General features: G+C 60.3%; 24 protein-coding genes and 2 pseudogenes. 13 read left to right on the top strand and 13 right to left on the bottom strand.

Annotated features, from left to right (window positions below; genetic code table 11):
* Positions 1-33: 33 nt before the first annotated feature.
* Complete coding sequence (pyrE, locus tag C4J93_RS26285; protein ID WP_003195489.1) at positions 34-678, top strand: orotate phosphoribosyltransferase; 645 nt, start codon at positions 34-36, stop codon at positions 676-678.
* Between the two features lie 197 nt (positions 679-875).
* Here pyrE and argB read toward each other — a convergent pair whose 3' ends face one another.
* From argB to coaBC, 4 genes and pseudogenes are all read right to left on the bottom strand, one after another.
* The gene (argB, locus tag C4J93_RS26280) at positions 876-1781 is read right to left on the bottom strand and encodes an acetylglutamate kinase (protein WP_124372285.1); all 906 of its coding nucleotides are present in this window, start codon (positions 1779-1781) and stop codon (positions 876-878) included.
* A gap of 19 nt (positions 1782-1800) precedes the next feature.
* Positions 1801-3203, bottom strand: a pseudogene (locus tag C4J93_RS26275) (phosphomannomutase/phosphoglucomutase); the annotation flags it as partial.
* 257 nt (positions 3204-3460) lie between these two features.
* Positions 3461-3916, bottom strand: a complete 456-nt coding sequence (dut, locus tag C4J93_RS26265) for a dUTP diphosphatase (protein ID WP_124372284.1) — start codon at positions 3914-3916, stop codon at positions 3461-3463.
* 5 nt (positions 3917-3921) lie between these two features.
* Positions 3922-5130 (bottom strand): bifunctional phosphopantothenoylcysteine decarboxylase/phosphopantothenate--cysteine ligase CoaBC, encoded by a 1209-nt coding sequence (gene coaBC / locus C4J93_RS26260; RefSeq protein ID WP_124372283.1) that lies wholly within the window; start codon positions 5128-5130, stop codon positions 3922-3924.
* A 154-nt stretch (positions 5131-5284) separates the two neighbouring features.
* Here coaBC and radC point away from each other — a divergent pair, with 154 nt between their 5' ends.
* Positions 5285-5959 carry a DNA repair protein RadC gene (radC, locus tag C4J93_RS26255; RefSeq protein ID WP_124430779.1) on the top strand — a complete coding sequence of 225 codons (675 nt, stop codon included), beginning with the start codon at positions 5285-5287 and terminating at the stop codon, positions 5957-5959.
* A gap of 48 nt (positions 5960-6007) precedes the next feature.
* Here radC and C4J93_RS26250 read toward each other — a convergent pair whose 3' ends face one another.
* Positions 6008-7603 carry an ABC transporter substrate-binding protein gene (locus tag C4J93_RS26250; RefSeq protein WP_124372281.1) on the bottom strand — a complete coding sequence of 532 codons (1596 nt, stop codon included), beginning with the start codon at positions 7601-7603 and terminating at the stop codon, positions 6008-6010.
* Positions 7604-8061: 458 nt separating this feature from the next.
* Between C4J93_RS26250 and rpmB the strand changes: the two genes are divergently transcribed.
* Positions 8062-8295 carry a 50S ribosomal protein L28 gene (rpmB, locus tag C4J93_RS26245; RefSeq protein ID WP_003176907.1) on the top strand — a complete coding sequence of 78 codons (234 nt, stop codon included), beginning with the start codon at positions 8062-8064 and terminating at the stop codon, positions 8293-8295.
* Between the two features lie 11 nt (positions 8296-8306).
* On the top strand, positions 8307-8462 hold the full coding sequence (rpmG, locus tag C4J93_RS26240) for a 50S ribosomal protein L33 (RefSeq protein WP_003176906.1): 156 nt from the start codon (positions 8307-8309) through the stop codon (positions 8460-8462).
* 127 nt (positions 8463-8589) lie between these two features.
* Here the strand turns inward: rpmG and C4J93_RS26235 are convergent, their stop codons facing one another.
* Positions 8590-8952 carry a cupin domain-containing protein gene (locus C4J93_RS26235; protein ID WP_124372280.1) on the bottom strand — a complete coding sequence of 121 codons (363 nt, stop codon included), beginning with the start codon at positions 8950-8952 and terminating at the stop codon, positions 8590-8592.
* Between the two features lie 232 nt (positions 8953-9184).
* Here C4J93_RS26235 and C4J93_RS26230 point away from each other — a divergent pair, with 232 nt between their 5' ends.
* The gene (locus C4J93_RS26230; protein ID WP_124372279.1) at positions 9185-10678 is read left to right on the top strand and encodes an aldehyde dehydrogenase; all 1494 of its coding nucleotides are present in this window, start codon (positions 9185-9187) and stop codon (positions 10676-10678) included.
* A gap of 98 nt (positions 10679-10776) precedes the next feature.
* On the opposite strand, the gene C4J93_RS26220 is transcribed toward C4J93_RS26230, so the two are convergent.
* On the bottom strand, positions 10777-12345 hold the full coding sequence (locus C4J93_RS26220) for a phospholipase D family protein (protein WP_124372278.1): 1569 nt from the start codon (positions 12343-12345) through the stop codon (positions 10777-10779).
* Between the two features lie 62 nt (positions 12346-12407).
* Positions 12408-13832 carry a PLP-dependent aminotransferase family protein gene (locus tag C4J93_RS26215; RefSeq protein ID WP_124372277.1) on the bottom strand — a complete coding sequence of 475 codons (1425 nt, stop codon included), beginning with the start codon at positions 13830-13832 and terminating at the stop codon, positions 12408-12410.
* 165 nt (positions 13833-13997) lie between these two features.
* Here C4J93_RS26215 and C4J93_RS26210 point away from each other — a divergent pair, with 165 nt between their 5' ends.
* Entirely contained in the window at positions 13998-14222 is a 225-nt protein-coding gene (locus tag C4J93_RS26210) for a DUF1127 domain-containing protein (protein ID WP_124368811.1), read from the top strand.
* Here C4J93_RS26210 and C4J93_RS26205 read toward each other — a convergent pair whose 3' ends face one another.
* Entirely contained in the window at positions 14223-15515 is a 1293-nt protein-coding gene (locus C4J93_RS26205) for an FAD-binding oxidoreductase (RefSeq protein ID WP_124430778.1), read from the bottom strand.
* A 114-nt stretch (positions 15516-15629) separates the two neighbouring features.
* On the opposite strand from C4J93_RS26205, the gene C4J93_RS26200 reads away from it, so the two are divergent.
* Positions 15630-15983, top strand: a complete 354-nt coding sequence (locus C4J93_RS26200; RefSeq protein WP_124430777.1) for a YkgJ family cysteine cluster protein — start codon at positions 15630-15632, stop codon at positions 15981-15983.
* 111 nt (positions 15984-16094) lie between these two features.
* Here the strand turns inward: C4J93_RS26200 and C4J93_RS26195 are convergent, their stop codons facing one another.
* Positions 16095-16583 (bottom strand): Lrp/AsnC ligand binding domain-containing protein, encoded by a 489-nt coding sequence (locus tag C4J93_RS26195; RefSeq protein ID WP_003176896.1) that lies wholly within the window; start codon positions 16581-16583, stop codon positions 16095-16097.
* Positions 16584-16739: 156 nt separating this feature from the next.
* On the opposite strand from C4J93_RS26195, the gene dadA reads away from it, so the two are divergent.
* The 6 genes and pseudogenes from dadA to C4J93_RS26165 all read left to right on the top strand — a co-directional run bounded on the left by dadA (position 16740) and on the right by C4J93_RS26165 (position 22833).
* The gene (gene dadA, locus C4J93_RS26190; RefSeq protein ID WP_124368810.1) at positions 16740-18041 is read left to right on the top strand and encodes a D-amino acid dehydrogenase; all 1302 of its coding nucleotides are present in this window, start codon (positions 16740-16742) and stop codon (positions 18039-18041) included.
* Complete coding sequence (locus tag C4J93_RS26185; RefSeq protein WP_124364960.1) at positions 18013-18366, top strand: RidA family protein; 354 nt, start codon at positions 18013-18015, stop codon at positions 18364-18366. Before dadA ends, C4J93_RS26185 begins: the two co-directional genes overlap by 29 nt.
* 76 nt (positions 18367-18442) lie before the next feature.
* A complete protein-coding gene (gene alr, locus C4J93_RS26180) occupies positions 18443-19516 on the top strand; it encodes an alanine racemase (RefSeq protein WP_124430776.1) in 1074 nt (357 codons plus the stop codon).
* A gap of 116 nt (positions 19517-19632) precedes the next feature.
* Positions 19633-20181 carry a cupin domain-containing protein gene (locus C4J93_RS26175; RefSeq protein WP_003176893.1) on the top strand — a complete coding sequence of 183 codons (549 nt, stop codon included), beginning with the start codon at positions 19633-19635 and terminating at the stop codon, positions 20179-20181.
* A gap of 181 nt (positions 20182-20362) precedes the next feature.
* Positions 20363-20773 carry a cytochrome c5 family protein gene (locus C4J93_RS26170; RefSeq protein WP_124369032.1) on the top strand — a complete coding sequence of 137 codons (411 nt, stop codon included), beginning with the start codon at positions 20363-20365 and terminating at the stop codon, positions 20771-20773.
* A gap of 120 nt (positions 20774-20893) precedes the next feature.
* Positions 20894-22833, top strand: a pseudogene (locus C4J93_RS26165) (acetyl-CoA hydrolase/transferase C-terminal domain-containing protein).
* A gap of 128 nt (positions 22834-22961) precedes the next feature.
* Here the strand turns inward: C4J93_RS26165 and C4J93_RS26160 are convergent.
* From C4J93_RS26160 to rep, 3 genes are all read right to left on the bottom strand, one after another.
* Positions 22962-23894: a transposase gene (locus tag C4J93_RS26160; protein WP_124369104.1), complete on the bottom strand. Its 933-nt coding sequence runs from the start codon at positions 23892-23894 to the stop codon at positions 22962-22964.
* A 310-nt stretch (positions 23895-24204) separates the two neighbouring features.
* Positions 24205-24774, bottom strand: coding sequence for a xanthine phosphoribosyltransferase (locus tag C4J93_RS26155; protein WP_003176890.1), 570 nt, complete (start codon positions 24772-24774; stop codon positions 24205-24207).
* A gap of 58 nt (positions 24775-24832) precedes the next feature.
* Positions 24833-26842, bottom strand: a complete 2010-nt coding sequence (gene rep, locus C4J93_RS26150) for a DNA helicase Rep (protein ID WP_124364957.1) — start codon at positions 26840-26842, stop codon at positions 24833-24835.
* Between the last annotated feature and the right edge of the window lie 6 nt (positions 26843-26848).

Genomic DNA, 26848 nt, shown 5'->3' with positions numbered 1-26848 from the left:
TTAGCTAAATCCGTGGTATCTGAGGCTTTTTTCATGCAGGCGTATCAACGCGATTTCATTCGTTTTGCCATCGATCGCGGGGTTTTGCGCTTCGGTGAGTTCACCCTCAAATCCGGGCGCACCAGTCCGTATTTCTTCAATGCTGGCCTGTTCAACTCGGGTTCGGCCCTGGCTCAACTGGGGCGTTTCTACGCGGCGGCCATTGTTGAAAGCGGTATTTCCTTCGACGTACTGTTTGGCCCGGCCTACAAGGGCATTCCCCTGGCTGCGGCTACTGCGGTGGCGCTGGCGGAACATCATGGGCAGGACCTGCCGTGGTGCTTCAACCGCAAGGAAGCCAAGGCCCACGGCGAAGGCGGCAGCCTGGTGGGTGCGCCGCTGACCGGCGATGTATTGATCATCGATGACGTGATTACGGCCGGTACGGCTATCCGTGAAGTGATGCAGATCATCGCTTCCCAGGACGGCGCCAAGGCGGCGGGTGTGCTGATCGCACTGAACCGCCAGGAGCGTGGCAACGGCGAGTTGTCGGCGATCCAGGAAGTGGAGCGTGATTTCGGCATTCCGGTGGTGAGCATTGTGTCGTTGAACCAGGTGTTGCAGTTCCTGGAAGATGATCCGCAGCTTAAGCAGCACTTGCCGGCGGTGCGGGCGTATCGCGAGCAGTTTGGCGTCTGACACAGATCTTCATGCAGGTGAGGGCTCATGTGGGAGGGGGCTTGCTCCCGATGGCGGTGTATCAGTTGATTAATTCAGCACTGACCCACCGCTATCGGGGGCAAGCCCCCTCCCACATTTGATCTTCGATGTTTTCAAGATCTATGCAAAAAGCCCCGCTCAATCAGATTGAGCGGGGCCTTTTTGTTTTCTGAAACCTAAGAACGTTTGCGATTGCTGATCAATGTACCCACACCGGTATCGGTGAAGATTTCCAGCAGGATCGCATTTGGCACCCGGCCGTCGAGGATCAGCGAGCTGCCGACGCCGCCCTGTACAGCTTCCAGCGCGCAGCGGATTTTCGGCAGCATGCCGCCATAGATGGTGCCATCGGCGATCAGTTCGTCGACTTGTTGCGTAGTCAGGCCGGTCAACACCTTGCCTTGCTTGTCCATCAGGCCGGCGATGTTGGTCAGCAGCATCAGCTTTTCAGCTTTCAGTGCCTCTGCCACCTTGCCCGCTACCAGGTCGGCGTTGATGTTATAGGACTCGCCGTTGACGCCCACGCCGATGGGCGCGATCACCGGGATGAAGTCACCCTTGACCAGCAGGTTGAGCAGATCGGTGTTGATGCCGATCACTTCGCCCACCTGGCCGATGTCGATGATTTCCGGCTGGGTCATCTCCGGGGTCTGACGGGTCACGGTCAGTTTTTTCGCGCGGATCAGTTCCGCATCCTTGCCGGTCAGGCCGATGGCGCTGCCGCCGTGGCGGTTGATTAGGTTGACGATGTCTTTGTTGACCTGGCCACCGAGCACCATCTCCACCACGTCCATGGTCTGCGCGTCAGTGACGCGCATGCCATCGATGAAGTGACTCTCGATCGACAAGCGCTTGAGCAGGTCGCCGATTTGCGGTCCACCACCGTGGACGACAACCGGGTTGATCCCCACGGCTTTCATCATCACGATGTCGCGGGCAAAGCCGGTTTTCAGCTCGTCGCTTTCCATGGCATTGCCGCCGTACTTGATCACCAGCGTCTTGCCGACGTAGCGTCGAATGTAAGGCAACGCTTCGGACAGGACCTTGGCGGTGTTGGCAGCGGCTTCGCGTTCGAGGGTCATTCAGGGCTCCGGTAAAAAATCAGAACGGTAATTGGAGATCAGGGGCAACACGTTTCAACTGGACGTGGAAGACGTCCTTGATGCGCTGCAACTCAGCCTCGGTATCCGCCTCGAAGCGCAGCACCAGCACCGGCGTGGTGTTGGACGCGCGAACCAGGCCCCAGCCTTTGGCGTAATCGACTCGCACACCATCAATGGTGGTCAGGTTGGCGCCTTCACCCCATTGCGCATCGTGCAGTGCGTCAATGATGCTGAATTTGCTCTCCTCGGTCACATGGATATTGATCTCTGGCGTAGAAATATCGTTGGGGAAAGTCTGAAACAGCTCTTGCGCCGTGGATTTTCCTTGCTGAGGATCTCCAGCAGGCGCGCAGCGCTGTAAATGCCGTCGTCGAAACCGAACCAGCGCTCCTTGAAGAACACGTGACCGCTCATTTCGCCGGCCAGCAAGGCGCCGGTTTCCTTCATTTTCTTTTTGATCAACGAATGTCCGGTCTTCCACATCAGCGGACGACCGCCGTATTCCTTGATCAGCGGCGTGAGGCGGCGGGTGCACTTAACGTCGAAGATGATTTCGGCGTTGGCATTGCGCGCCACCACGTCACGGGCAAACAGCATCAACAGGCGGTCCGGGTACACGATCTCGCCGGTTTCGGTCACCACCCCTACACGGTCGCCGTCGCCGTCGAAGGCCAGGCCCACGTCGGCGCCCACTTCCTTGACCTTGGCGATCAGGTCCACCAGGTTTTCAGGCTTGCCTGGGTCCGGGTGATGGTTGGGGAAGTTGCCGTCGACGTCGCAGAACAGCGGGATCACTTCACAGTTCAGGGCTTCGAGCAATTGCGGTGCGATCACGCCAGCCGCGCCGTTGCCGCAGTCCACCACCACTTTCAGGCGGCGGTCGAGCTTGACGTCGCGGGTGATTTCGTCAGAGTAGCGCTGCAGGATATCGACCTTGGTAATACTGCCGGTGCCGCTGGTCAGATCGTTGGTTTTCAGGCGCGTGTGCAGGGCCTGGATCTGTTCGTTGGCGAGGGTATCGCCGGCGATCACGATCTTGAAACCGTTGTAGTCCGACGGGTTGTGGCTGCCGGTAAGCATGACGCCGGATTTACCGGCCAGCACGTTGGCGGCGTAGTACAACGCAGGCGTGGGCACCAGCCCGACGTCGCTGACATGGCAACCGCTGTCTGCCAAGCCCTGGATCAGTTGCTCCACCAGCTCCGGGCCGGACAGGCGGCCGTCACGGCCCACCGAAACATTTGGCTCGCCCTGGGCCAGGCTCTGCGCACCGATGGCGCGGCCGATCCAGTAGGCGGTTTCGGCGGTCAGGGTTTTGGGCACCACGCCACGAATGTCGTAGGCACGAAAGATGCTGTCGGGAAAAGTCGGGGCTACACGGGCTGCGGTACTCATCGCGGGAAGAACTCCATCTGAAAGGGGGCAAGGCTGGCCTGGTGTGGCTGGCCGGCAGGCTCAAACTGAAGGGTATGACGGCGTTTTCGGCAGAGAGTTCGTGGTGTAAAAGTGCCATCGGCGCTTCGGCGGCGTGCTTATTTGTACGTAATCCTTTGATTTTATTGTAGAAAAATCGCTGATGCCGTGTGCGTATTCTTCATCCTGAAAAGCCGGGCGGTGGCGTCTGGCCGGACAATCGCATCCGGCCAGGTTCAGCTTAGTCAGTGGCTGCCGGAATGCCCGAAACCGCCGGCGCCACGCTGGGTTTCGTCGAATTCCTGCACCAGTTCGAAATGTGCCTGTACCACCGGCACCAGCACCAGTTGGGCAATACGCTCGCCGACAGCAATGTTGAACGCGGTCTGGCCGCGGTTCCAGCACGACACCATCAACTCGCCCTGGTAGTCGGAGTCGATCAGGCCCACCAGATTGCCCAGCACGATGCCGTGTTTGTGGCCCAGGCCGGAGCGCGGCAGGATCAGGGCTGCCAGGCCCGGGTCGCCGACGTAGATCGACAGGCCGGTGGGGATCAGAAGGGTCTGGCCCGGATCGAGGACAGTGTCTTGCTTGAGCATGGCGCGCAGGTCCAGGCCAGCGGAGCCTGGGGTAGCGTAGGCCGGCAGTGGAAATTCGCTACCGATGCGGGGGTCGAGGATCTTGGCTTGCAAAGCGTGCATGGATATTAAACCTGGTTCAGCCGTTGGGCGATAAAAGAGATCAGTTGGCGGGCAATCTTGCCCTTGCTGGTCTGGGCGAAAACGGTGGCGTGCAACTCGCGGTCGATCACGCTGATGGCATTTTCCTCGCTGTTGAAGCCGATGCTCGGGTTGGCGACATCATTGGCAACGATCAGATCGAGGTTTTTGTCTTTCAATTTGCGTGCGGCGTAGTCCAGTAAATGTTCGGTCTCGGCGGCAAAACCGACGCTGAACGGACGATCCGAACGGGTGGCGATGGTGGCCAGGATGTCCGGGTTGCGCACCATTTGCAGGAGCAGGCCATCACCGCTTGTAGGGTCTTTCTTGAGCTTTTGCGGCGCAACGACTTCCGGTCGGTAGTCTGCAACCGCTGCCGAGGCGATGAACAGGTCGCACGGAATGGCAGCCTCACAGGCCGCCAGCATGTCCCGGGCGCTGACTACGTCGATTCGCGTCACCCGATCAGGCGTCGGCAGATGCACCGGGCCGGTGATCAGGGTGACACGTGCGCCTGCCTCAACCGCAGCTTCAGCCAGGGCAAAGCCCATTTTTCCTGAGCTATGGTTGGTGATGTAGCGCACTGGGTCGATGTTTTCCTGGGTCGGGCCAGCGGTGATCAGTACATGTTTGCCGGTCAGGGCCAGGTGCTGGAAGCACTCGGCAGCGCACAGCGCCAGGTCGGTGGCCTCGAGCATGCGGCCCATGCCGACGTCGCCGCAGGCCTGGCTGCCGGACGCCGGGCCGAAGACCTTGAGGCCACGGCTTTGCAAAAGCTGGGTGTTGGCCTGGGTGGCCGGGTCGCGCCACATGGCCTGGTTCATCGCCGGGGCGATGGCGACGGTGGCGTCGGTGGCCAGTACCAGGGTGGTCAGCAGGTCATCGGCGATGCCCTGGGCCAGGCGCGCGATCAGGTCGGCGGTGGCCGGCGCGATCAGTACAAGGTCGGCCCATTTGGCCAGTTCGATATGGCCCATGGCGGCTTCGGCCGCCGGGTCCAGCAGGTCCAGGTGAACCGGGTGGCCGGACAAGGCCTGCATGGTCAGCGGGGTGATGAACTCACTGCCACCACGGGTCATGACCACGCGCACTTCGGCGCCTTGGTCCAGGAGCCTGCGAACCAGCTCTGCGCTCTTGTAGGCGGCAATGCCGCCGCCGACGCCGAGAACGATGCGTTTCCGATACAGACGCTGCATTGGTTTGCCTTTCCAGTTCAGTGAAGCCAGTTCAGTGACGCCTGCGATGACCCCTCCCCAGGTGAAATCGCATGCAAAAAAGAGGGCCTACGATAACACAGCGTCCGTCTGGCAACAGCGGCGCATGCGGCGTACATCATGGAGAGGAGGTGGGATGAGTATTCGCGATTGGCCTGCTGCCGAGCGGCCGCGAGAGAAGCTTTTGGAGTGGGGCGCGGCCAGTCTGTCCGATGCCGAATTGCTGGCGATCTTCCTGCGCACCGGAGTGTCTGGCAGGAGTGCGGTGGACCTGGCGCGCCATTTATTGGCGCAATTCGGTGGCCTGCGCCCGCTGCTGGAAGCCAGCCAGGCGTTGTTCAATCAGCAGTTGGGCCTGGGGCCGGCGAAGTTTGCCCAGTTGCAGGCGGTGCTGGAAATGTCCCGGCGCCATATGGCCGAGCGCCTGCGCAACGATTCGGTGCTGGAGAGTCCGCTGGCCGTGCGCGAATACCTCAAGGCGCTGCTGCGTCATGAAACTCACGAGGTGTTTGGCTGCCTGTTTCTCGACTCCAAACATCGGGTGCTGGGTTTCGAAGCGCTGTCCCAGGGCACTATCGATACCGCTGTGGTCTATCCCCGGCAAGTGGTCAAGCGCGCGCTGGCGTACAACGCGGCGGCATTGATCCTGTGCCACAACCATCCTTCGGGAAGCGCGGATCCAAGCGCCGCTGATCGAAAGTTGACCAAAATTCTCCAGAAGGCCCTGGAAATGGTGGACGTGCGGGTGCTGGATCACATCATCGTGGGTGATGGTGATCCATTGTCGATGGCGGAATATGGATGGATGTAGAGGGGCAGCTGCAAGCCACAAATCGGCTTGCAGCTTGCAGCTTGCAGCTTAAGGCTTGACGCTGACTTTGGAATAATCCTGGCGACCAAACGGACTCACCTGGTAGCCGTCGACATTTTTGCGTGTCAGGGCAAACGCCATGGGGTGCGCCAAGGGCAGCCACAGGGCCTGCTGCTGGATCTGCGCCTGCGCCTGCTGGTAAAGCTTGCTGCGCACGCCTTGTTCGCTGGTGGTCTTGCCAGCGCTGATCAGCTTGTCCAGCGCAGGGTCGCAGTAGCGGGCGAAGTTGGTGCCGGACTTGACTGCCGCGCAGGAAAATTGCGGGGTGAGGAAGTTATCCGGGTCGCCATTGTCACCGGCCCAGCCCATGAAGAGCAGGTCATGCTCGCCGGCTTTGGCGCGGCGAATCAACTCGCCCCATTCGATCACACGGATGTCGGCCTGGATGCCGACCTTGGCCAGGTCGGCCTGCAACAGTTGAGCGCCAAGATTTGGGTTGGGGTTCAACAGGCTGCCGGTCGGGCGGGTCCAGATAGTGGTCTTGAAGCCATCCTTGAGGCCGGCGCGGTTGAGCAGCGCCTTGGCTTTGGCCAGGTCCTGTGGGTAACCCGACAGCTCTTTGGCGTAGCTCCAGGTATTGGGTGGGTAAACACCGTTGGCCGCTTCGGCGGTGCCTTCGAATACGGCCTTGAGGTAGCTGCCTTTGTCGAAGGCCAGGTTGATCGCCTGGCGTACTTCGGGCTTGTCCAGCGGCGGATGCTGGCTGTTGATGGCGACGAACGCGGTCATGAAGGCTGCGGTTTTTTCCACCTTCAGGGCCGGGTCTTTTTCGGCCTCGCCCACATCCAGGGGTTTGGGCGACAGGGCGATCTGGCATTCATCGCGATGCAGTTTCTGCAGGCGCACATTGGCATCCGGCGTGATCGCGAAGATCAGGTTGTCCACCGTCGGTTTGCCGGCGAAGTAGTCCGGGTTGGCCTTGTAGCGCACCACCGCATCCTTCTGGAATCGCACAAAAACGAAGGGCCCGGTACCAATGGGCTGGCTGTTGAGTTTTTCCGGGGTGCCGGCCTTGAGCAGTTTTTCGGCATATTCGGCCGGGTAGATCGAGGCAAAGCCCATGCTCAATGCGGCAAGAAACGTGGAATCGGCGTGATCGAGGGTGAAGCGCACGGTCAGCGGGTCGAGTGCGTCGATCTTCTTGATCAGCGTGGGCAATTGCAGGGATTGCGCGTGAGGAAAGCCGCTCTGGGCGATCTTGTGCCACGGGTTGGCTGGGTCGAGCATGCGTTCGAAGCTGAAGCGCACATCTTCGGCGGTCAGGGTACGGCTCGGGGTGAAATACTCGGTGCGATGGAATTTCACGTTCGGGTGCAGCTTGAAGGTGTACGTCAGGCCGTCTGGCGAGACGTCCCAACTGTCCGCCAGACTCGGCACCAGTTTTGCGCCGGTTGCGTCGTAGTCCACCAGACGGTTCATCAGCACATCCGCCGAGGCGTTGGTGGTGGTCAACGAGTTGTACTGCACCACGTCGAACCCTTCGGGGCTGGCCTCGGTGCAAACGCTCAGATTGGTGGCGGCAACGGCCATCGTCGGCGCGATCAAGAGGGGGGCTAGCAATAGCGGTAGGGCAGCGAGGCGCATATTAGGTTTCCTGTGCAAATCGAAGGCCCATCTGCAAGTGCAGTCTGGAAAAGGCCTACCGTAGTGGCCTGTTGGTTAAATGACTAGCCTATTTTTGCCTGTGCTTTTGGCTCAAATGCTGTTTTGATGGCGCCTCAGCGCGTTTCACCTTGCAGGTCCGAGTACTTGCGGGCGCTGAAAATCATTCTGTGCGACGAGCGGTCGGCTGTTGTAGCGGCCCCTCCTGGCAACGGTTCAGGCGCCAATAGCCGAGATTTACCCAGGTAAAAACACACTCGCTGTTGTTGCACCTGGGTCTTTCTGGTATAAAGCAGCGCTCTTTTCTAGGGGCCCGGTTCCTTCGCTTGTAGGTGTAGCCGGTAAGACCCTAAAGAAACGCGGCGCCTGGCGCCAAATGACTGAGAGATTAAGCGGCCAACCCATGCCGGGTTGGGCATGTGGTTTTAGAGGGCTGAGGCATGTCGAGAGTCTGTCAAGTTACCGGTAAGGGTCCGGTGACTGGGAATAACATTTCCCACGCAAATAACAAAACCCGTCGTCGTTTCCTGCCGAACCTGCAGCATCACCGCTTCTGGGTTGAAGAAGAGAAACGTTTTGTTCGCCTGCGTGTATCTGCCAAAGGCATGCGTATCATCGACAAGCGTGGCATCACTGTCGTGCTGGCCGAAATCCGCGCCGCCGGCAAGATCTAAGGAGCTCTATCATGCGTGAATTGATTCGAATGATCTCTAGCGCCGGTACTGGTCACTTCTACACTACCGACAAGAACAAGCGTACTACCCCGGACAAGCTCGAAAAGAAAATGTTCGACCCGCGCGTTCGCAAGCACGTGATCTACAAAGAAGGCAAAATCAAGTAATTGATTTCCTTCCTTGTGAAAAAAAGCCCGTATCTCACGATACGGGCTTTTTTTTGCCTGCGATGATCGTTCCCACGCTCTGCGTGGTAACGCCGCCTCGGACGCTCCGCGTCCCGCTGTTCACTGATCAGGCTTTCTGTTCGAACACCACATAGATCTTGCGGCACGCTTGCAGTACTTCCCAGGTGCCGCTGAAGCCGGCCGGGATCACGAAGCGGTCGCCGGCGCGCAAGGTTTTGGCATTTCCCTCGGCATCGCGCAGTACGGACACCCCCTGCACGATCTCGCAGTATTCATGTTCGGTGTAATTGACTGTCCACTGCCCGACTTCGCCTTCCCAGACGCCTGCGTTCATTTGTCCGCATGGGCTGTTGTAGTGGTTGTAGATCGTCTGTTCGGGATCGCCCTTGAGGATTTTTTCGGCGGCAGGGCGATAGCGTTCGGGGGCGGTGTTGGCTTGGCTGAAATCAACGATGTCCTGGATGCTCATGGGCTTATCCCGTCGGGCCTGCGGTTGGAAAGCTCAAAGTCTATGTTTATTAAAATGAACATCGCAAGGGCGTTTTCCGCCGTTATGTCAAATATATTGAAACTTCCCCAGTCGCTGGTTTAGGGTGGCAAGTGCCTTGAGCCGAACAGCAGGCTGGCCAGGCAAGAATTCGTGGAGGCGCCGGGATCAAATCTCCCAGGCCCTTGTATCCAAATAAGAGGAGGACACTTGCATGACCACCCTGACCCGTGCCGACTGGGAACAACGCGCCAAGGACCTGAAGATCGAAGGCCGCGCCTACATCAATGGCGAATACACCGCCGCCGCTTCCGGTGACACCTTCGAGTGCATCAGCCCGGTCGATGGCCGTTTGCTCGCCACCGTAGCCAGCTGTGACGCCGCCGACGCCCAGCGCGCCGTGGAAAATGCCCGTGCCACCTTCAATTCCGGTGTCTGGTCGCGCCTGGCGCCGGCCAAGCGCAAGTCCGTCATGATCCGTTTCGCTGCGCTGCTCAAGGCCAATGCCGAAGAGCTGGCCCTGCTTGAAACCCTGGACATGGGCAAGCCGATCAGCGACTCCCTGAACATCGACGTACCCGGCGCGGCGCAGGCGCTGAGCTGGAGCGGCGAGGCCATCGACAAGATCTACGATGAAGTGGCGGCCACTCCCCATGACCAACTGGGTCTGGTGACCCGTGAGCCCGTGGGCGTGGTCGGTGCGATCGTGCCGTGGAACTTCCCGCTGATGATGGCCTGCTGGAAACTCGGCCCGGCGCTGTCGACCGGTAACTCGGTCATCCTCAAGCCGTCCGAAAAGTCTCCGCTGACCGCCATCCGCATCGCTGCCCTGGCCGTTGAAGCCGGCATTCCAAAAGGCGTGTTCAACGTGCTGCCAGGCTACGGCCACACCGTGGGTAACGCGCTGGCGGTGCACATGGACGTGGATACCCTGGTGTTTACCGGTTCCACCAAAATCGCCAAGCAGCTGTTGATCCGTTCCGGCGAATCGAACATGAAGCGCGTGTGGCTGGAAGCCGGCGGCAAGAGCCCGAACATCGTGTTTGCCGATGCGCCGAACCTGCAAACCGCCGCCGAGTCCGCCGCCAGTGCCATTGCTTTCAACCAGGGCGAAGTCTGCACCGCCGGTTCGCGCCTGCTGGTGGAACGTTCGATCAAGGACACTTTCCTGCCGCTGGTGATCGAGGCGCTCAAGGTGTGGAAGCCAGGTAACCCACTGGACCCTGCCACCAACGTGGGCGCGCTGGTGGACACCCAGCAGATGAACAACGTGCTGTCGTACATCGAATCGGGCCATGCCGATGGCGCCAAGCTGGTCGCCGGTGGCAAGCGCACCCTGGAAGAAACCGGTGGCACTTACGTCGAGCCGACCATTTTCGACGGCGTGACCAACGCCATGAAGATTGCCCAGGAAGAGATCTTCGGCCCGGTCCTGTCGGTGATCACGTTCGACAGCGCCGAAGAAGCCATCGCCATCGCCAACGACACCCAATATGGCCTGGCCGCAGCGGTGTGGACGGCGGATATCTCCAAGGCCCATCTGACCGCCAAGGCTCTGCGTGCGGGCAGTGTGTGGGTCAACCAGTACGATGGCGGCGACATGACCGCACCGTTCGGTGGCTTCAAACAGTCGGGTAACGGTCGCGATAAATCGCTACATGCGTTCGACAAATACACCGAGCTGAAGGCGACCTGGATCAAGCTCTAACAAATGTGGGAGGGGGCTTGCTCCCGATAGCTTAGTGTCAGTCGCTGCATCTGGTGACTGATACACCGCAATCGGGAGCAAGCCCCCTCCCACACGTTTTAGAGCATGCGCTCCAGGCCGACGCTGGTGGCGAACCAGGCATTGAACCGGCGCCACCAACTGCCCTGTTCCCGGGTCAGGGTGTGCAGCTGGCCGTTATCTTCGGTCACCCACACGATCTGCCCGTCCTGCAGCTTCGCCTCGTAGCTCAACGCCGGCGCCATACCTTGCAGCGCCAGGTTACGCACATGCTCCGCCAGTTCCGGGCTGTCCACCAGCACGCCGACTTCGGTGTTCCATAGCACTGAGCGTGGATCGAAATTGAACGAGCCGATAAACGACTTCTCCCGATCGAAAATCATCGCCTTGCTGTGCAGGCTGGAGTCGGAACCGCGCAAGCTGCCTCGACGAAACAGGTGCGGACCGCTGCTTGCGCTGGGGTCGCCCGGTTGTCGACGCAGTTCATAGAGTTTCACGCCATGCTCCAGCAGCGCCTTGCGATAGGGTGCGTAGCCGCCGTGCACCGCCGGTACATCAGTGGCTTCGAGGGAATTGGTCAGCAGACTCACCGACACGCCCGCGTCGGCGCGGCCGGTCAGGTACACCAGCCCAGGCGGGCCCGGAACGAAGTACGCCGAAATCATGATCAGCTCACGGCTGACGCCTGCCAACTGCGGCGCCAGTTGCGTGGTGAGCAGCAATTGCGGGTCCGGGTCGGCCTTGGCCAGCACCTTGCTCGGCGCATCCCACAGCGCCTGGTTCCAGGCCCAGATCAACTCGCGACGCCAGATATCCATGCGTGGCTGGGTCTGGTAGGTGCGCAGGCGGTTATACAAGGCGTGGTTCTGTTGGCGCGATTGGGCCAGTGACGTCTCCAGGCGTCCGCGTGCGACAGCCAGGTCGACCTTGGAGGGCATGGTTGCGACAAACTCATCGATAGGTTTGCTCAGCGCGCTGTTCCAGTACTGATCGAAACTGTGGCCCAGTTGCTCAGCCACCGGCCCGACGCTGAGCATGTCGATATCGGTGAAATTCAGGTTGGGTTCGGCGTCGAAATATTCATCCCCCAGGTTGCGCCCGCCCACGATCGCGACGCTGTTGTCTGCCAGCCAGAGTTTGTTATGCATGCGCCGGTGTTGCAGCGACAGGTTGAACAGGCGCCCCATGGCGCGCGTCACGCCCGTGCTGCGGCCCAGATGCAGCGGGTTGAACAGGCGAATTTCGATCTTGGGATGGGCGGCAAGGGTCGCGATGATCTGGTCGAGCCCGTCGCTGGTGGTGTCATCCAGCAGGATGCGCACACGCACGCCGCGGTCGGCGGCCTTGAGCAGTTCATCCACCAGCATGCGCGTGCTGATGCCGTCATGCACGATGTAGTACTGCAGGTCGAGGCTGGTCTGGGCGTTGCGGATCAACTCGGCGCGGGCCATGAAGGCTTCGCTGCTGTTGGGCAGCAAACGAAAGCCCGAACGGCCCTGATACGGCGCCGCCTGGGCCTGGATCGAGCGGCCGAAGGAAGACTGTGCCGCGGGCAGGGCATCACTGGGCACACGCGGTGTGGGGGCCGTCGCGCAGCCAGCCAGTGCCAGCGCTCCCAACAGGAAAAGCGATAAAAGCCGTTGAGTCATCAAGGAAGCGCCATCCAGGTCAGGGCGGTTGTCGGCATATGACGGCAATTGCTCGGAAAAGGTCAGTCCGCCGATTCGGCCAGCAGGGTGCGCGCAGCGGCGCCGACCTTGCGCACGGCCTCTTCAATCTGTGGGGTCGGTTTGGCAGCGTAGTTCATGCGCAGGCAATTACGGTACTTGCCGGATGCAGAAAAAATGCTGCCTACCGCCACCTGTACGCCCTGTTCCACCAGCACGCGGTTGAGCTTCAGGGTATCGAAGCCCTCCGGCAATTCTATCCACAGCATGAAACTACCCTGAGGCCGGCTGGCGCGCGTGCCGACGGGGAAGTAGCGGCTGACCCAGTCGAGCATCAGGTCGCGATTGCGCTGGTATTGCGTACGCATCCTGCGCAAATGAGGCTCGAAATGCCCGCCTTTGAGAAATTCGGCTATCGCAATCTGCGGCTGCGTGGCGGTAGAGCCCGTGCTGATGTATTTCATGTGCAGCACCCGTTCCAGGTAGCGCCCCGGCGCGACCCAGCCAATGCGCAGCCCAGGCGCCAGGGTTTTGGAAAACGAGCTGCACAACAGCACCCGGCCGTCCTCGTCGAAGGATTTGATCGTGCGCGGGCGCGGGTAGCTGTAGGCCAGTTCGCCATACACATCGTCTTCGATGATCGCCACGTCAAAGCGCTGGGCCAGGGTCAGCAGTGCGCGCTTGCGCGCCTCCGGCATGATGTAGCCCAAGGGGTTGTTGCAGTTGGGGGTGAGCTGGATGATTTTGATCGGCCACTGTTCCAGCGCCAGTTCCAGGGCTTCAAGGCTGATGCCGGTGATCGGGTCGGTGGGGATTTCCAAGGCTTTCATGCCCAGGCCCTTGAGGGTCTGCATGGCGCCGTGAAAACTCGGTGAATCCACCGCAACGATATCGCCGGGCGCACAAATGGCGCGGATGCTGGTGGAAAGGGCCTCGTGGCAGCCTGTGGTAATGACGATGTCTTCGGCAGTCAGTTGGCAACCGGAATCCAATGACAGTCGCGCAATCTGCTCGCGCAATTCCATACAGCCAAGGATGTTGTCGTAATACAGTCCCGGCAGATCCTGGCGGCGACTGACGCGGGCCAGGCTGCGAAGCAATGGCTTGATAGTCGGCGACAATACATCCGGCATGCCACGGCCCAACTGTATGACGTCCTTGCGCGGCACGGCACGGATCAACTCCAGCACCTGGTCCCACTGGGAAATTTCCACCGGCCGCTGGGCGGGGCGACCTACCTCGGGCAGCGCCGGCAGTTCACGGCCCACCGGTACAAAATAGCCGGACTTGGGCTTGGGCATCGCCAGGCCGTTGTCCTCTAGCAATCGATAGGCTTGCTGCACGGTGCTCAGGCTGACCCCATGCTCCACGCTCAAGGCCCGCACGGAGGGCAGTCGGTCGCCGGGGCGGTAGAAGCCTTGTTCGATGCGGGTGCCCAGTAATTCGGCGAGGTTGACGTACAGAGTCACGACGGTCACTCCCAGGAGACCAATACAGATAGGAGGAAAATACAGGATTCAGCCGTTAATAGCAGCATCTGTATGGGTTTAATAAAGGGAGGCTGAATCTGTATTGGTTTTGCCCGCGCGCTCATTCTAGTCACTCAAGGCGGCACGCTAACGAGGGGACAGTGAATGAACGGCATGAGCGATGTACGGCTGGCATTACATGGCCAGGAACTGGAAGCAGCGCAGGAGCGGACGTTGTCGATGCCTGCCGACAATCGCTGGAGCCTGTTCTGGCGCCGCCGTCATACCCGCAAGGCGTTGCTGACGCTGACCCGCGAGCAGTTGCGCGACGTGGGCCTGACGGCAGAACAGGCGCGCCATGAAGGCTTGAAACCGTTCTGGCGCGATTGATCAGGCCAGTTCCTTGAGGCGGTGCCAGAGCATCCCTAGGGCCAGCAGCGGCGAGCGCAGGTATTTGCCGCCAGGGAAAGTCATGTGCGGCACCTGGGCGAACAGGTCGAAGCGCCCTTGCTGCTGGCCGCTGATGGCTTCGGCCAGCAACCTGCCCGCCAGGTGTGTGGCGTTGAGACCATGGCCGGCATAGGCCTGGGCGTAATACACATTGGGTTGATCCGCCAGGCGTCCGATCTGCGGCAACCGGTTGGCACCGATGCCGATCATGCCGCCCCATTGGTAGTCGATCTTCACATCGGCCAGTTCCGGGAATACCTGCAGCATCTTTGGCCGCATGTAGGCGCCGATGTCTTTCGGGTCGCGCCCGGAATAGTGGCAGGCGCCGCCGAACAACAGGCGGCGGTCGGCGGACAGGCGGAAATAGTCCACCGTTACCCGCTGGTCACACACCGCCATGTTCTGCGGCAACAGGCGGGCGGCTTGCGCTTCACTCAAGGGCTCGGTGGCGATGATGTAGCTGCCTGCGGGCAATATTTTGCCGCTCAAGTGTGGGTTGAGGTCGTTGAGGTAGGCGTTACAAGCCAGTACCAGGGTCTTGGCCTGTACCTGGCCCTGGGCGGTGTGCACCTTGACCTGCGAGCCGTAGTCGATGCGCGTCACTTGCGACTGCTCGAATAACTGCACGCCCAGCTGCTGCGCCGCGCCGGCTTCACCCAGGGCGAGGTTCAGCGGATGCAGGTGCCCGGAACCCATGTCGATCATCCCGCCCACATAGCGGTCGGAGCCGATCACGCTGGCCATTTCGCTGGCTTGCAGCAGGCGCACTTCATGGCGATAACCCAGGCTGCGCAGCTCTTCGGCGTCTTCGGCGAGGCCCTGCAGGTCGCGGGGTTTGTTGGCCAGGTCGCAGTAGCCCCAGGTCAGGTCGCAGGGGATCTGGAAGCGTTCGACACGCTCGCGCACGATCTCCACCGCTTCCAGGCCCATCAGTTTCATCTGGCGCACGCCGTCGGTGCCGATCACATTGGCGAACTGGTCAAGGCCATGGCCGACGCCGCGAATCAATTGCCCGCCGTTACGCCCGCTGGCGCCCCAGCCGATTTTGCGCGCTTCCAGCAGCACCACGCTGAAGCCGCGCTCGGCCAGTTCCAGGGCGGTATTGAGCCCGGAATACCCCCCGCCGATCACGCAGACATCGGCGCGCACCTCGCCCGTCAACGCCGGGTAATCGGGGTGCGGCACGCTGCTGGCGGCGTAGTAGGACGCGGTGTGCCGGGCGCTGGCGGTCATGGGGGCCTCCCTGTTTGGAAAATTTGACGCAGGATACAACGGTCCGACGGAGCTGTCTGTGCGCGCCGTTTTACGGCAGAATCCAGGCCTGTTCGCGGTGGGGTGTAGGTGTCGATGAGTTGCAACAGTCAGAAAGTCAGCGCCTTGCGCCGACAGATTCCTTCGTTCGAGTGTGTCCCTGGCTGCCACGACTGCTGTGGGCCGGTCACCACCTCGCCCGAGGAAATGTCGCGCCTGCCACGCAAGACGGCCGCCGAGCAGGAAGCTGCGATGGAGGAGCTGAACTGTGTGCACCTGGGGCCGAACGGTTGCACGGTTTACGACGAGCGCCCGTTGATCTGCAGGCTGTTTGGCACCACCAAGACCCTGCCATGCCCGAATGGTCGGCGCCCCGTGGAGCTGATTCACCCACGGGTGGAAAAGCAGATCCATGAGTACATGGCGAGCACCCGGCAAGTACTGGTCTAACCATGTGGGAGGGGGCTTGCCCCCGATTGCGATACACCAGGCACACACAGGCTGGCTGAACCACCGCTATCGGGAGCAAGCCCCCTCCCACATTTGAATGAGTTGTGCCAGTCAGTCCGGAATCGGCAGGTTCAGGCTTTCCTTCACTTCTTCCATCACGATATAGCTCTTGGATTCGCGCACATGGGGCAACTTGAGCAGGATATCGCCGAGTAATTTGCGGTACGAAGCCATTTCGGAAATCCGCGCTTTCACCAGGTAGTCAAAGTCCCCGGACACCAGGTGACACTCCAGCACATGGGGCAGTTTGAGCACGGCGCGGCGAAACTCTTCGAACGTATCGCCAGACTTGTAATCCAGGCTGATCTCGACAAATACCAGCAAACTCCCCTTCAAATGCTGCGGATTGAGCCGCGCGTTGTAGCCCATGATGATCCCCTCGCGCTCCAGCCGGCGTACCCGCTCGGTGCACGGCGTCGTCGACAGCCCAACCTTCTCGCCCAGTTCCGTGAACGAAATGCGCCCATCGGTTTGCAGGATGCGCAGGATATTGCGGTCGATCTTGTCCAGCTCCCGCTTGGTCTGGGTGTTGGTACGCATAGGGGATACGCCTCTGTTAAAACGGTTTGTGCCGAGAATTGTCGCCAAATATAGGCATTTATATAGTGAAATGCACTGGCGATTGTTTTTTACACTGCGTCCATCATTGCTCGAATAACACACGTCAGCGGCTCAGCCCGTGGTGAGGATATAAAAATGCGCGTTCTGGTCTTGGGTAGCGGCGTCATTGGGGTGACCAGTGCCTATTATTTGGCGCGGGCCGGCTTTGAAGTCGTCGTGGTCGACCGCCAACCCGCTGCCGCCATGGAAACCAGTTTCGCCAACGCCGGCCAGGTATCCCCAGGCTATGCGTCGCCATGGGCCGCGCCGGGCGTGCCGCTCAAGGCGATCAAGTGGCTGCTGCAGCGCCATGCGCCGCTGGCAATCAAGGCCACTGCCGATATCGACCAATACCTGTGGATGGCACAGATGCTGCGCAACTGCACCGCCAGCCGGTATGCGGTGAACAAGGAGCGTATGGTCCGCCTCTCTGAGTACAGCCGCGATTGCCTTGACGAATTGCGCGCTGAAACCGGGATTGCCTACGAAGGGCGCAGCCTGGGGACGACCCAAGTATTCCGCACCCAGGCCCAGCTCGATGGTGCGGCCAAGGACATCGCCGTGTTGCAGGAGTCCGGCGTGCCCTTCGAGTTGCTTGACCGTGCCGGCATCGCTCGGGTCGAGCCAGCCCTGGCCAGCGTCACCGATATTCTCGCCGGTGCCCTGCGCCTGCCCAACGACCAGACCGGCGACTGCCAGATGTTCACCACGCGCCTGGCGCAGATGTGTGAGCAGTTGGGCGTTGAGTTTCGTTTCGAACAGGACATCCAGCGCCTCGATCATGCAGGCGACCGCATCAATGGCGTGTGGATCGACGGCAAGTTGGAAACCGCCGACCGCTACGTGCTGGCCCTCGGCAGTTATTCGCCGAAGCTGCTCAAGCCGCTGGGGATCAAGGCGCCTGTGTACCCTCTCAAGGGCTATTCACTGACGGTGCCGATCACCAACCCGGCAATGGCGCCTACCTCGACGATCCTCGACGAAACCTACAAAGTCGCGATCACCCGTTTCGACAACCGCATCCGCGTCGGCGGCATGGCTGAGATAGCCGGTTTTGACCTGTCGCTCAACCCGCGCCGACGTGAAACCCTGGAGATGATCGTCAACGACCTTTATCCTCAGGGCGGCGATTTGGCCCAAGCCAGTTTCTGGACCGGCCTGCGCCCGACCACGCCCGATGGCACACCTATTGTCGGCGGCACCCCATTCAAGAACCTGTTCCTGAATACCGGCCACGGCACCCTCGGCTGGACCATGGCATGCGGCTCCGGCCGTTTGCTGGCCGACCTGATGGCGAAGAAAACCCCGCAGATCAGCGCCGAAGGCCTCGCTATTTCCCGTTACGGCAACCACCAGGAGTCTGCAAGACATGTCAATCCAGCGCCAGCTCACCAATGAGCGCATGAGCCAGATCGTTGTTCACAGCGGCACCGTGTACCTGGCAGGCCAGGTCGGCGACGACATGAATGCCGGCATCGAGCAGCAAACCCGTGAAACCCTGGCCAACATCGAGCGTCTGCTGGACCTGGCCGGCACCGACAAGACCCGGTTGCTGTCGGTAACCATCTATTTGAAGGACATCGATGCCGACTTCGCCGGTATGAACGCGGTGTGGGACACGTGGCTGCCCAAAGGCGCCGCGCCCGCTCGCGCTACGGTTGAAGCCAAATTGTGTGAGCCGAACATTCTGGTAGAGCTGTCCGTCGTGGCTGCGCTGCCTTAACCTGAATCCCTCTCCCGGCGCCGACGTTGTTGGTCGGCACCGGTTTTTTTACTCTGCCGCCTAGAAGCCTGCCGCCATGCGTCCTGCCCGTGCCCTGATCGATCTTCAAGCCCTGCGCCACAACTACCAACTGGCCCGCGAAGTCAGCGGGGCCAAAGCCCTCGCCGTGATCAAGGCGGATGCTTACGGGCATGGCGCGGTGCCCGTGGCCCAGGCGCTGGAGGCCGAGGCTGACGGGTTCGCGGTAGCGTGCATCGAAGAGGCCCTGGAACTACGCGCCGCCGGCATACGTGCGCCGGTGCTGCTGCTGGAAGGTTTTTTCGAAGCCGACGAGCTGCCGCTGATCGTCGAGCAAAACCTGTGGTGCGTGGTGCATTCGCTGTGGCAACTCGAGGCGATCGAGCAGGCCACGCTGAGCCAACCGTTGACCCTCTGGCTCAAGCTGGACTCGGGCATGCACCGTGTCGGCCTGCATCCCAAGGATTTCCAGGAGGCGTATAAGCGCCTGCTGGCCAGCGGCAACGTCGCAAAGATCGTGTTGATGAGCCACTTCGCCCGCGCCGATGAGCTCGATTGCGTGAGCAGCAACGAACAAGTGGCGGTATTCGAAGCGGCCCGCCAAGGGCTGGCGGCGGAGGTGAGCCTGCGCAATTCACCGTCCGTCCTGGGGTGGCCGAGTGTGCCCAGCGACTGGGTGCGCCCAGGCATCATGCTGTACGGCGCCACGCCCTTTGGTGACGACCAGGCCATCGCTGCCCGCTTGCAACCGGTGATGACCCTGGAGTCCAAGATCATTTGTGTGCGCGAACTGCCAGCCGGCGAGCCGGTAGGCTACGGCGCCAGGTTCGTCACACCCAAGCCGATGCGTATCGGCGTGGTTGCCATGGGCTACGCCGATGGCTACCCGCGCCACGCGCCTACGGGCACGCCGGTGCTGGTCGCCGGCCAGCGCAGCCAGTTGCTGGGCCGGGTGTCCATGGACATGCTCTGCGTCGACCTGACGGATGTGCCCCAGGCGGGCCTGGGTTCCACGGTGGAATTGTGGGGCAAGCACATCCTCGCCAGCGAAGTCGCGACCGCTGCCGATACCATCCCTTACCAGATCTTCTGCAACCTGCGCCGGGTGCCAAGGCTCTATTGCGGCGCTTGATCGCCCGGTACGAATACAGCTGTCCGGGATTTAGGCCCAAGTGTTGTAAATACTGAACGCTGTCGCCATGATAACGCTCAATTACAACAAAGCCTGAATCCTAGGAGGCTCCTGCATTGGACGTCGGCGAACGACTGCAATCCATCCGTAAACTCAAAGGTCTTTCCCAGCGCGAGCTTGCCAAGCGTGCGGGCGTCACCAACAGCACCATTTCGATGATCGAGAAAAACAGCGTCAGCCCTTCGATCAGTTCCCTGCGCAAGGTCCTGGGCGGCATTCCCATGTCCATGGTCGAGTTCTTTTCCGAAGAGATCCTCCAGGAAATACCGACGCAGATCGTCTATAAAGCCAATGAGCTGATCGACATCTCTGACGGTGCAGTCACCATGAAGCTGGTAGGCCGAGCGCACCCGAGCCGGGCCATCGCGTTCCTCAACGAAATCTACCCGCCAGGCGCCGACACGGGCGAAGAAATGCTCACCCACGAAGGCGAAGAAACCGGAATTCTGGTGGAAGGGCGCTTGGAACTGGTGGTCGGTCTTGAAACTTTTGTGCTTGAAGCAGGCGATAGCTACTACTTTGAAAGTACCAAGCCCCATCGTTTTCGTAATCCGTTCGACGTGCCGGCGCGACTTATCAGCGCAGCCACACCCGCGAACTTTTAAAACAGAGGCGCCCTGCCAGCGTTGCAGAGGTTCGCGCAGCTGTACACCGTGAGGCCGAATCTCCCTTTATTTAATAGGGTTGTTTCGGCCGGGCGGGCTAACCGCTATACTTTCGCCGCCTGTGAAACCGTGGCCGCAGGCGTGAATAGCCACCATTGAGGGTGAACGCGTGAACCTAATTATGAAAATGCTGGCTGCACCAGCAACCGTACTGGCCCTATGGGCCGTCAGCGCTCAAGCGGCGACCAACGATGACATCGCCAAGCGCCTGGAGCCTGTGGGCCAGGTGTGTGTCCAGGGCCAGGAATGCAAGGGCATGGAGGTCGCCGTAGCGGCGGGCGGCGGTGGGGCGAGAACCCCGGACGACATCATCGCCAAGCACTGCAATGCTTGCCACGGCACCGGCTTGTTGGGAGCGCCGAAAGTTGGCGATACCGCCGCCTGGAAAGAGCGCGCCGATCACCAGGGCGGCCTTGACGGCATCCTCGCCAAGGCGATCACGGGCATCAATGCCATGCCGCCCAAGGGCACCTGCGCTGACTGCTCGGATGACGATCTGAAGGGTGCGATCAAGAAGATGTCCGGGCTCTAACCCGTCGATCTTCGCCAAAAAGGCCGCTCACGGGCGGCTTTTTTGTGCCCGCGATTTGCGTTTCGTGGCTGTTCATTGCAGCAAAGACCCGGCAAGCTCGGTCCAACCCCAATTCATGGAATGTTCGGGAGCAGTCGGATGGTGCAGTTGTGTTCAATCGAGCAAGCAGTTGACGACGTACTGGCGCGCTTGCCGGCGCATATCCACATGGGCATGCCCCTGGGTTTGGGCAAACCCAACCTCTTCGCCAATGCGCTCTACCGGCGTATCGCCAAGCTGCCCGAGCGCGCGCTGACGATCTACACCGCATTGAGTCTGGGCCGGCCGACGATAGGCGACGGGTTGCAGAAGCGCTTTCTCGAACCTTTTATCGAGCGAGTATTTGGCGATTACCCCGAGCTGGATTTTCTCGCTGACCTGCACGCAGACAGCCTGCCGAAGAATATTCGTGTGCAGCAGTTCTTCATGCAGCCCGGCAGCCTGCTCCACAGCGCTGCGGCGCAGCAGGACTACGTCAGCAGCAACTACAGCCATGCCGCGCGGGACATCAACGCCGCTGGCCTGAACCTGGTGGCGCAACTGGTTGCCAGCAGCGCCGAGCACCCCGACCGCCTGAGCCTGAGCTGCAACCCGGATATCACCCTTGACCTGCTGCCGATGATCGCCAAGCGGCGCGCAGCGGGTGAGACGATCCTGATCGTCGGCCAGGTCCATAGCGACTTGCCCTACATGCCCGGCGATGCCGAGTTGGGCATGGACGCCTTCGATTACCTGCTCGATGAGAAAGACAGCACCACGCTGTTCTCCACGCCAAACATGCCGGTGGGCTTCCAGGACCACTTTATCGGCCTGCATGCCAGCACGCTGGTGCGTGATGGCGGCACCTTGCAGATCGGTATCGGCTCCATGGGCGACGCGCTGACCGCCGCATTACTGGCGCGCCAGGCCGATAATGAAGCCTATCGATTGTTGCTGACCGACCTGGATGTGTATCAATGGGCGCCCTTGATCAGCCGTGAGGGCGGCGTTGAGCCATTCGCCCGTGGCCTTTACGGTTGCAGCGAAATGTTCGTCAACGGCTTGCTGGTGCTGGCCGATGCCGGAATCATCCGGCGCAAGGTGTACCCGGATGTGGCAACCCAGGAGCAGGCCAACGCCGGGCTGCTCGACGATGCGGCGCAGCCCGATGGCATCTCGATCCATGGCGGTTTCTTCCTCGGCCCGCGCAGTTTCTACCAGCGCTTGCAGGAGATGAGCCACGCCAGGCGGCTGGCATTCAACATGACCCGCATCAGCTATATCAACGAGCTGTACGGCCAGGAAGAGCTCAAGCGTTTACAGCGCCAGGACGCACGGTTTATCAACAGCGCGATCATGGTCACCTTGCTCGGCGCCGGTGTGGCCGACCAATTGGAAGATGGCCGCGTGCTCAGCGGCGTGGGCGGGCAGTACAACTTCGTTGCCCAGGGCCATGCGCTGGAAGGCGCGCGCTCGGTGCTGATCCTGCGCAGCTGGCGCGAGTCGGCGGGGAGGTCAGTTCGAATATCGTCTGGGAGTACGGCCATTGCACCATTCCCCGGCACCTGCGGGATATCGTCATTACCGAGTACGGGATTGCCGATTTGCGCGGTCAGACGGATGCCCAGGTGATCGAGGCGTTGCTCAATATCACGGACTCGCGCTTCCAGGAAGGCTTGATCGAACAGGCGCAAAAAGCCGGCAAGCTGCCCAAGGATTTCAAGCTGGCCCCGCGTTTTGCCGACAACACACCGCAGCGGCTCCAGGCGATTCAAGCCAAGCATCGACGGCTGTTCCCGGAATACCCGTTGGGCAGTGATTTCACGGATGAGGAGCGGGACCTGTTGCGTGCTCTGAATTGGCTCAAGAGCAAATTCAAGCTCACGGAGATACTGGAACTGGGCAAGGCGGCGCTGGATGCGCCGGAGCCGGAAGCGTTTCCCGAACATTTGAAGCGGATGCGGTTGGATCAGCCGGAGGGGTTGAAAGAGGATCTGTATCAGCGCCTGTTACTCGCCGGCCTTCAGGCCACCGCGCACTAAAAGCCAACATCAGACAAAATGTGGGAGCAACTGTCTTAATGGATTCAATTCAGAAGTCATTTCTCATAGGCAGCAAAGCTCCCACAGCCTTTGGCCGTGCGATGTTGAACGAAATAGCTGCTACCGCGCTAAGCGGTGCGCTCTATCCATTCAGTACGGTCGCGCAGCATCGCGTTCAGGCGTACCAACAAAACGCGCATACAGGCGATCAACGCGACTTTGGCGCATTTCCCTTTATCACGTAGCGCCTTATATCGAGTCCCGAATTCTGGCTGGTCCCGGATGACCACCCAACAGGCCATGTAAAGTGAGCGACGAGCTGAAAACCTTCCGCCACTGATATGACGTGCACCTTTATGCCTTCCGCTGTCGTTGTTGTACGGAGCGAGTCCCGCTAATGCTGCGATAGGGCGTCCGCCAATTTCTCCCAGCTCGGGCAGGTAAGCCATAAGACTGGTGGCAGTAACCAACCCGATGCCTTTGACTGAACACAGTCGAGCCACCTTTTCGCTATCTAGCTCGTTCGCACTTTGACGAATTAGTTGATCTATCGCCTCCACTGCCGTGTTCAAATAGTCGATATGGCTCTGCAATGCAGGCTTTACCGCATCGCAGGAAGCAGTTTTCAGGCGTCGTCTGTCGTCATCTCTTTGCTGAACAAAATGTTCCCGCTGCTGGACCAACGCGCGCAGCTTGTCGTGTTCCGGGCTTGTGATTCGGGCACTTGGCGAGTCTAGAATGGCTGCATAGTGCGCCAGAGACTTTGCGTCTATCGGGTCGGTTTTGGCTTTTTGACCCATCGCTCTGGAAAACTCTTTGGCGCGACGGGGGTTAACGCACATAACCTCAAGGCCGGCAGCCTGGGCCGCTTTGACGACTTTGCGCTCGTAGCCGCCCGTGGCTTCCACCAACACGCGATTAACCTGGTAAAGCATTAGCCAACCGATCAACGCCGGTAACTCTCTTTCAGTGTTGGAACAGCTTACCCCAGCCTCAAGTGAATGAATCCGAACCTCAAGACTGTCTTTGGAAACATCAATGCCTGCAGAACAGGAAAACATGGCCAAATCCTCTTACACTTAGAGTGAGAGCGCTCTGGCTTGGCCCACGCTTGTAACTGTTCGAGGTGGGCTCGTTCAACTGTTCGGGCTCATGTCCAGAGCGGAGAGGTGAGTAGCAGCGTGGGCTCCCACACGTGCTTTAAGCACTCGGGGCATTCAGCTTGCTACTCACCGCTCTCACCCTCAGTCTAATCCTGACTCAAGACACAAGGGGGCTTGCCCCCGATAGCGGTGTATCAGTCACCAAAAAGGTTGGCTGACCCACTGCCATCGGGAGCAAGCCCCCTCCCACATTTTGAGCTGTGTTGAATCAGATAAAGGTCACAACCCCACCCGCCAGCGACTTCACCCGCGCCAGCGATTCAACCCGATAACCCTGGGCATCGAGTTCCGCACGGCCACCCTGGAACGACTTCTCGATAACGATGCCCAGGCCTGCGACGGTCGCGCCGGCTTGCTTGATGATCGAAATCAGCGCCTGGGAGGCCTTGCCGTTGGCCAGGAAGTCATCGATGACCAGCACGCGGTCGCTGCTGGTCAGGTGGCGTGGGGAAATTGCCACGGTGCTTTCGGTTTTCTTGGTGAAGGAATACACCGTCGCCGACAGCAGGTTTTCGGTCAGCGTCAGGGACTGCTGCTTGCGTGCGAAGATCACCGGCACGCCCAGGTTCAGGCCGGTCATGATCGCCGGGGCGATGCCCGAGGCTTCGATGGTGACGATCTTGGTGATGCCCGAGTCCTTGAACAGCGCGGCGAATTCGTCGCCGATCAGTTTCATCAGCGCCGGATCGATCTGGTGGTTCAGAAAGGCATCAACCTTGAGTACCTGATCGGAAAGCACGATGCCTTCTTCGCGAATTTTCTTGTGCAGTGCTTCCACGGAAAGCTTCCTCTGTTAGCGCAACAGGCGCCGAAAGTAGATTAAAAAGTAGTCGATTCTAGCGCTTTAACATCGCGCGTATATCAGCCAAGGCGCTGTTGCCGCGAACGGCCTTCACCTCGGTCGGGGTGTCGTCGTTGCCTTCCCAGGCCAGGTCATCCGGCGGCAGCTCATCGAGGAAGCGGCTGGGGGCACAATCGATGATCTCGCCGTATTGCTTACGCTTGGCGGCGAAGGTGAAGGCCAGTGTCTGACGCGCACGGGTAATGCCCACGTAGGCCAGGCGCCGTTCTTCCTCGATGGTGTCGGCTTCGATGCTGGAGCGATGCGGGAGGATTTCCTCTTCCATGCCCATGATGAACACGTAGGGAAACTCCAGTCCCTTGGACGCGTGCAACGTCATCATCTGCACACCTTCGGCGCCGTCTTCCTCTTCCTGCTGGCGCTCGAGCATGTCGCGCAGCACCAGCTTGCCGATGGCGTCCTCAACGGTCATTTCACCGTCTTCGTCTTTTTCCAGGGTGTTCTTCAGGGCTTCGATCAGGAACCAGACGTTGCCCATGCGGTAGTCCGCGGCCTTGTCGCTGGAACTGTTGGTGCGCAGCCAGTTTTCGTAGTCGATGTCCATGACCATGCTGCGCAGGGCGCTGATCGGGTCTTCACCGGCGCACTGCTCGCGTACCTTGTCCATGAAGCGTTTGAAGCGCGACAGGCGGTCGGTGAAGCGCGTGTCCAGATGTTCGCCCAGGCCGATTTCGTCGGTGGCGGCGTACATCGAGATCTTGCGTTCAGTGGCGTAGTTGCCAAGCTTTTCCAGGGTCGTCGAACCGATTTCCCGACGTGGAACGTTGATCACGCGCAGGAAGGCATTATCGTCGTCCGGGTTCACGATCAGACGGAAGTAGGCCATCAGGTCTTTCACTTCCTGGCGCCCGAAAAAGCTGTTGCCGCCCGACAGGCGATACGGCACCTGGTGGTGCTGCAGTTTCAGCTCGATCAGCTTGGCCTGGTAGTTACCGCGATACAGGATCGCAAAGTCGCTGTAAGGCCGGTCGGTGCGCAGGTGCAGGCTGAGGATTTCCACGGCCACGCGCTCGGCTTCGGCGTCTTCGTTGCGGCAGCGGATCACGCGAATCTCGTCGCCATGGCCCATCTCGCTCCACAGTTGTTTTTCAAACTCGTGGGGGTTGTTCGAGATCAGCACGTTGGCGCAGCGCAGTATACGGCTGGTGGAGCGGTAGTTCTGCTCCAGCATCACCACTTTCAAAGACGGGTAGTCATCCTTGAGCAGCATCAGGTTTTCCGGGCGCGCACCGCGCCAGGCGTAGATCGACTGGTCGTCGTCGCCCACCACGGTGAACTGGTTGCGTGTACCGATCAGCAGTTTCACCAGCAGGTATTGGCTGGCGTTGGTGTCCTGGTATTCGTCCACCAGCAGGTAGCGCACCTTGTTCTGCCACTTTTCCAGGATGTCCTTGTGTTCCTGGAACAGTTTGACCGGCAGCAGGATCAGGTCGTCGAAGTCCACCGCATTGAACGCCTTGAGCGTGCGCTGATAGTGGGTGTAGACGATGGCGGCGGTCTGTTCCTTGGGGTTGCGTGCGGCTTCCAGGGCTTCGGCGGGCAGGACCAGGTCGTTTTTCCAGGCGCCGATCATGTTCTTGATCTCGTCGACGCCGTCGTCGCCCGCGTATTCCTTCTGCATGATGTCGGTCATCAGGGCTTTGACGTCGGCCTCGTCGAAGATCGAAAAGCCCGGCTTGTAGCCCAGCCGCGCATGTTCCTTGCGGATGATGTTCAGCCCGAGGTTGTGGAAGGTACACACGGTGAGGCCACGGCCTTCGCCACCCTTGAGCAGGGTGCCGACGCGCTCTTTCATTTCCCGCGCCGCCTTGTTGGTGAAAGTCATGGCGACGATGTACTGGGCGCGGATGCCGCAGTTCTGGATCAGGTGCGCGATCTTGCGGGTGATCACGCTGGTCTTGCCGGAGCCAGCACCGGCGAGCACCAATAGAGGGCCGCCGACGTAGTTCACGGCTTCTTGCTGCCGGGGATTGAGTCGGGACATACAGAG

The sequence above is a fragment of the Pseudomonas sp. R2-37-08W genome, from assembly GCF_003851705.1.
Lineage (GTDB): Bacteria > Pseudomonadota > Gammaproteobacteria > Pseudomonadales > Pseudomonadaceae > Aquipseudomonas.
The sequence above is the reverse complement of the archived record's forward strand: the minus strand, read 5'-3'. Positions and strand labels throughout refer to the sequence as shown.

What these genes read in the sequence shown, in the direction of transcription:
- pyrE (WP_003195489.1), top strand. Translation starts at nt 34, where the DNA reads ATGCAGGCGTATCAACGCGATTTCATTCGTTTTGCCATCGATCGCGGG.
- argB (WP_124372285.1), bottom strand. Translation starts at nt 1,781, where the DNA reads ATGACCCTCGAACGCGAAGCCGCTGCCAACACCGCCAAGGTCCTGTCC.
- dut (WP_124372284.1), bottom strand. Translation starts at nt 3,916, where the DNA reads ATGCACGCTTTGCAAGCCAAGATCCTCGACCCCCGCATCGGTAGCGAA.
- coaBC (WP_124372283.1), bottom strand. Translation starts at nt 5,130, where the DNA reads ATGCAGCGTCTGTATCGGAAACGCATCGTTCTCGGCGTCGGCGGCGGC.
- radC (WP_124430779.1), top strand. Translation starts at nt 5,285, where the DNA reads ATGAGTATTCGCGATTGGCCTGCTGCCGAGCGGCCGCGAGAGAAGCTT.
- C4J93_RS26250 (WP_124372281.1), bottom strand. Translation starts at nt 7,603, where the DNA reads ATGCGCCTCGCTGCCCTACCGCTATTGCTAGCCCCCCTCTTGATCGCG.
- rpmB (WP_003176907.1), top strand. Translation starts at nt 8,062, where the DNA reads ATGTCGAGAGTCTGTCAAGTTACCGGTAAGGGTCCGGTGACTGGGAAT.
- rpmG (WP_003176906.1), top strand. Translation starts at nt 8,307, where the DNA reads ATGCGTGAATTGATTCGAATGATCTCTAGCGCCGGTACTGGTCACTTC.
- C4J93_RS26235 (WP_124372280.1), bottom strand. Translation starts at nt 8,952, where the DNA reads ATGAGCATCCAGGACATCGTTGATTTCAGCCAAGCCAACACCGCCCCC.
- C4J93_RS26230 (WP_124372279.1), top strand. Translation starts at nt 9,185, where the DNA reads ATGACCACCCTGACCCGTGCCGACTGGGAACAACGCGCCAAGGACCTG.
- C4J93_RS26220 (WP_124372278.1), bottom strand. Translation starts at nt 12,345, where the DNA reads ATGACTCAACGGCTTTTATCGCTTTTCCTGTTGGGAGCGCTGGCACTG.
- C4J93_RS26210 (WP_124368811.1), top strand. Translation starts at nt 13,998, where the DNA reads ATGAACGGCATGAGCGATGTACGGCTGGCATTACATGGCCAGGAACTG.
- C4J93_RS26205 (WP_124430778.1), bottom strand. Translation starts at nt 15,515, where the DNA reads ATGACCGCCAGCGCCCGGCACACCGCGTCCTACTACGCCGCCAGCAGC.
- C4J93_RS26200 (WP_124430777.1), top strand. Translation starts at nt 15,630, where the DNA reads ATGAGTTGCAACAGTCAGAAAGTCAGCGCCTTGCGCCGACAGATTCCT.
- C4J93_RS26195 (WP_003176896.1), bottom strand. Translation starts at nt 16,583, where the DNA reads ATGCGTACCAACACCCAGACCAAGCGGGAGCTGGACAAGATCGACCGC.
- dadA (WP_124368810.1), top strand. Translation starts at nt 16,740, where the DNA reads ATGCGCGTTCTGGTCTTGGGTAGCGGCGTCATTGGGGTGACCAGTGCC.
- C4J93_RS26185 (WP_124364960.1), top strand. Translation starts at nt 18,013, where the DNA reads ATGTCAATCCAGCGCCAGCTCACCAATGAGCGCATGAGCCAGATCGTT.
- alr (WP_124430776.1), top strand. Translation starts at nt 18,443, where the DNA reads ATGCGTCCTGCCCGTGCCCTGATCGATCTTCAAGCCCTGCGCCACAAC.
- C4J93_RS26170 (WP_124369032.1), top strand. Translation starts at nt 20,363, where the DNA reads ATGAAAATGCTGGCTGCACCAGCAACCGTACTGGCCCTATGGGCCGTC.
- C4J93_RS26160 (WP_124369104.1), bottom strand. Translation starts at nt 23,894, where the DNA reads ATGTTTTCCTGTTCTGCAGGCATTGATGTTTCCAAAGACAGTCTTGAG.
- rep (WP_124364957.1), bottom strand. Translation starts at nt 26,842, where the DNA reads ATGTCCCGACTCAATCCCCGGCAGCAAGAAGCCGTGAACTACGTCGGC.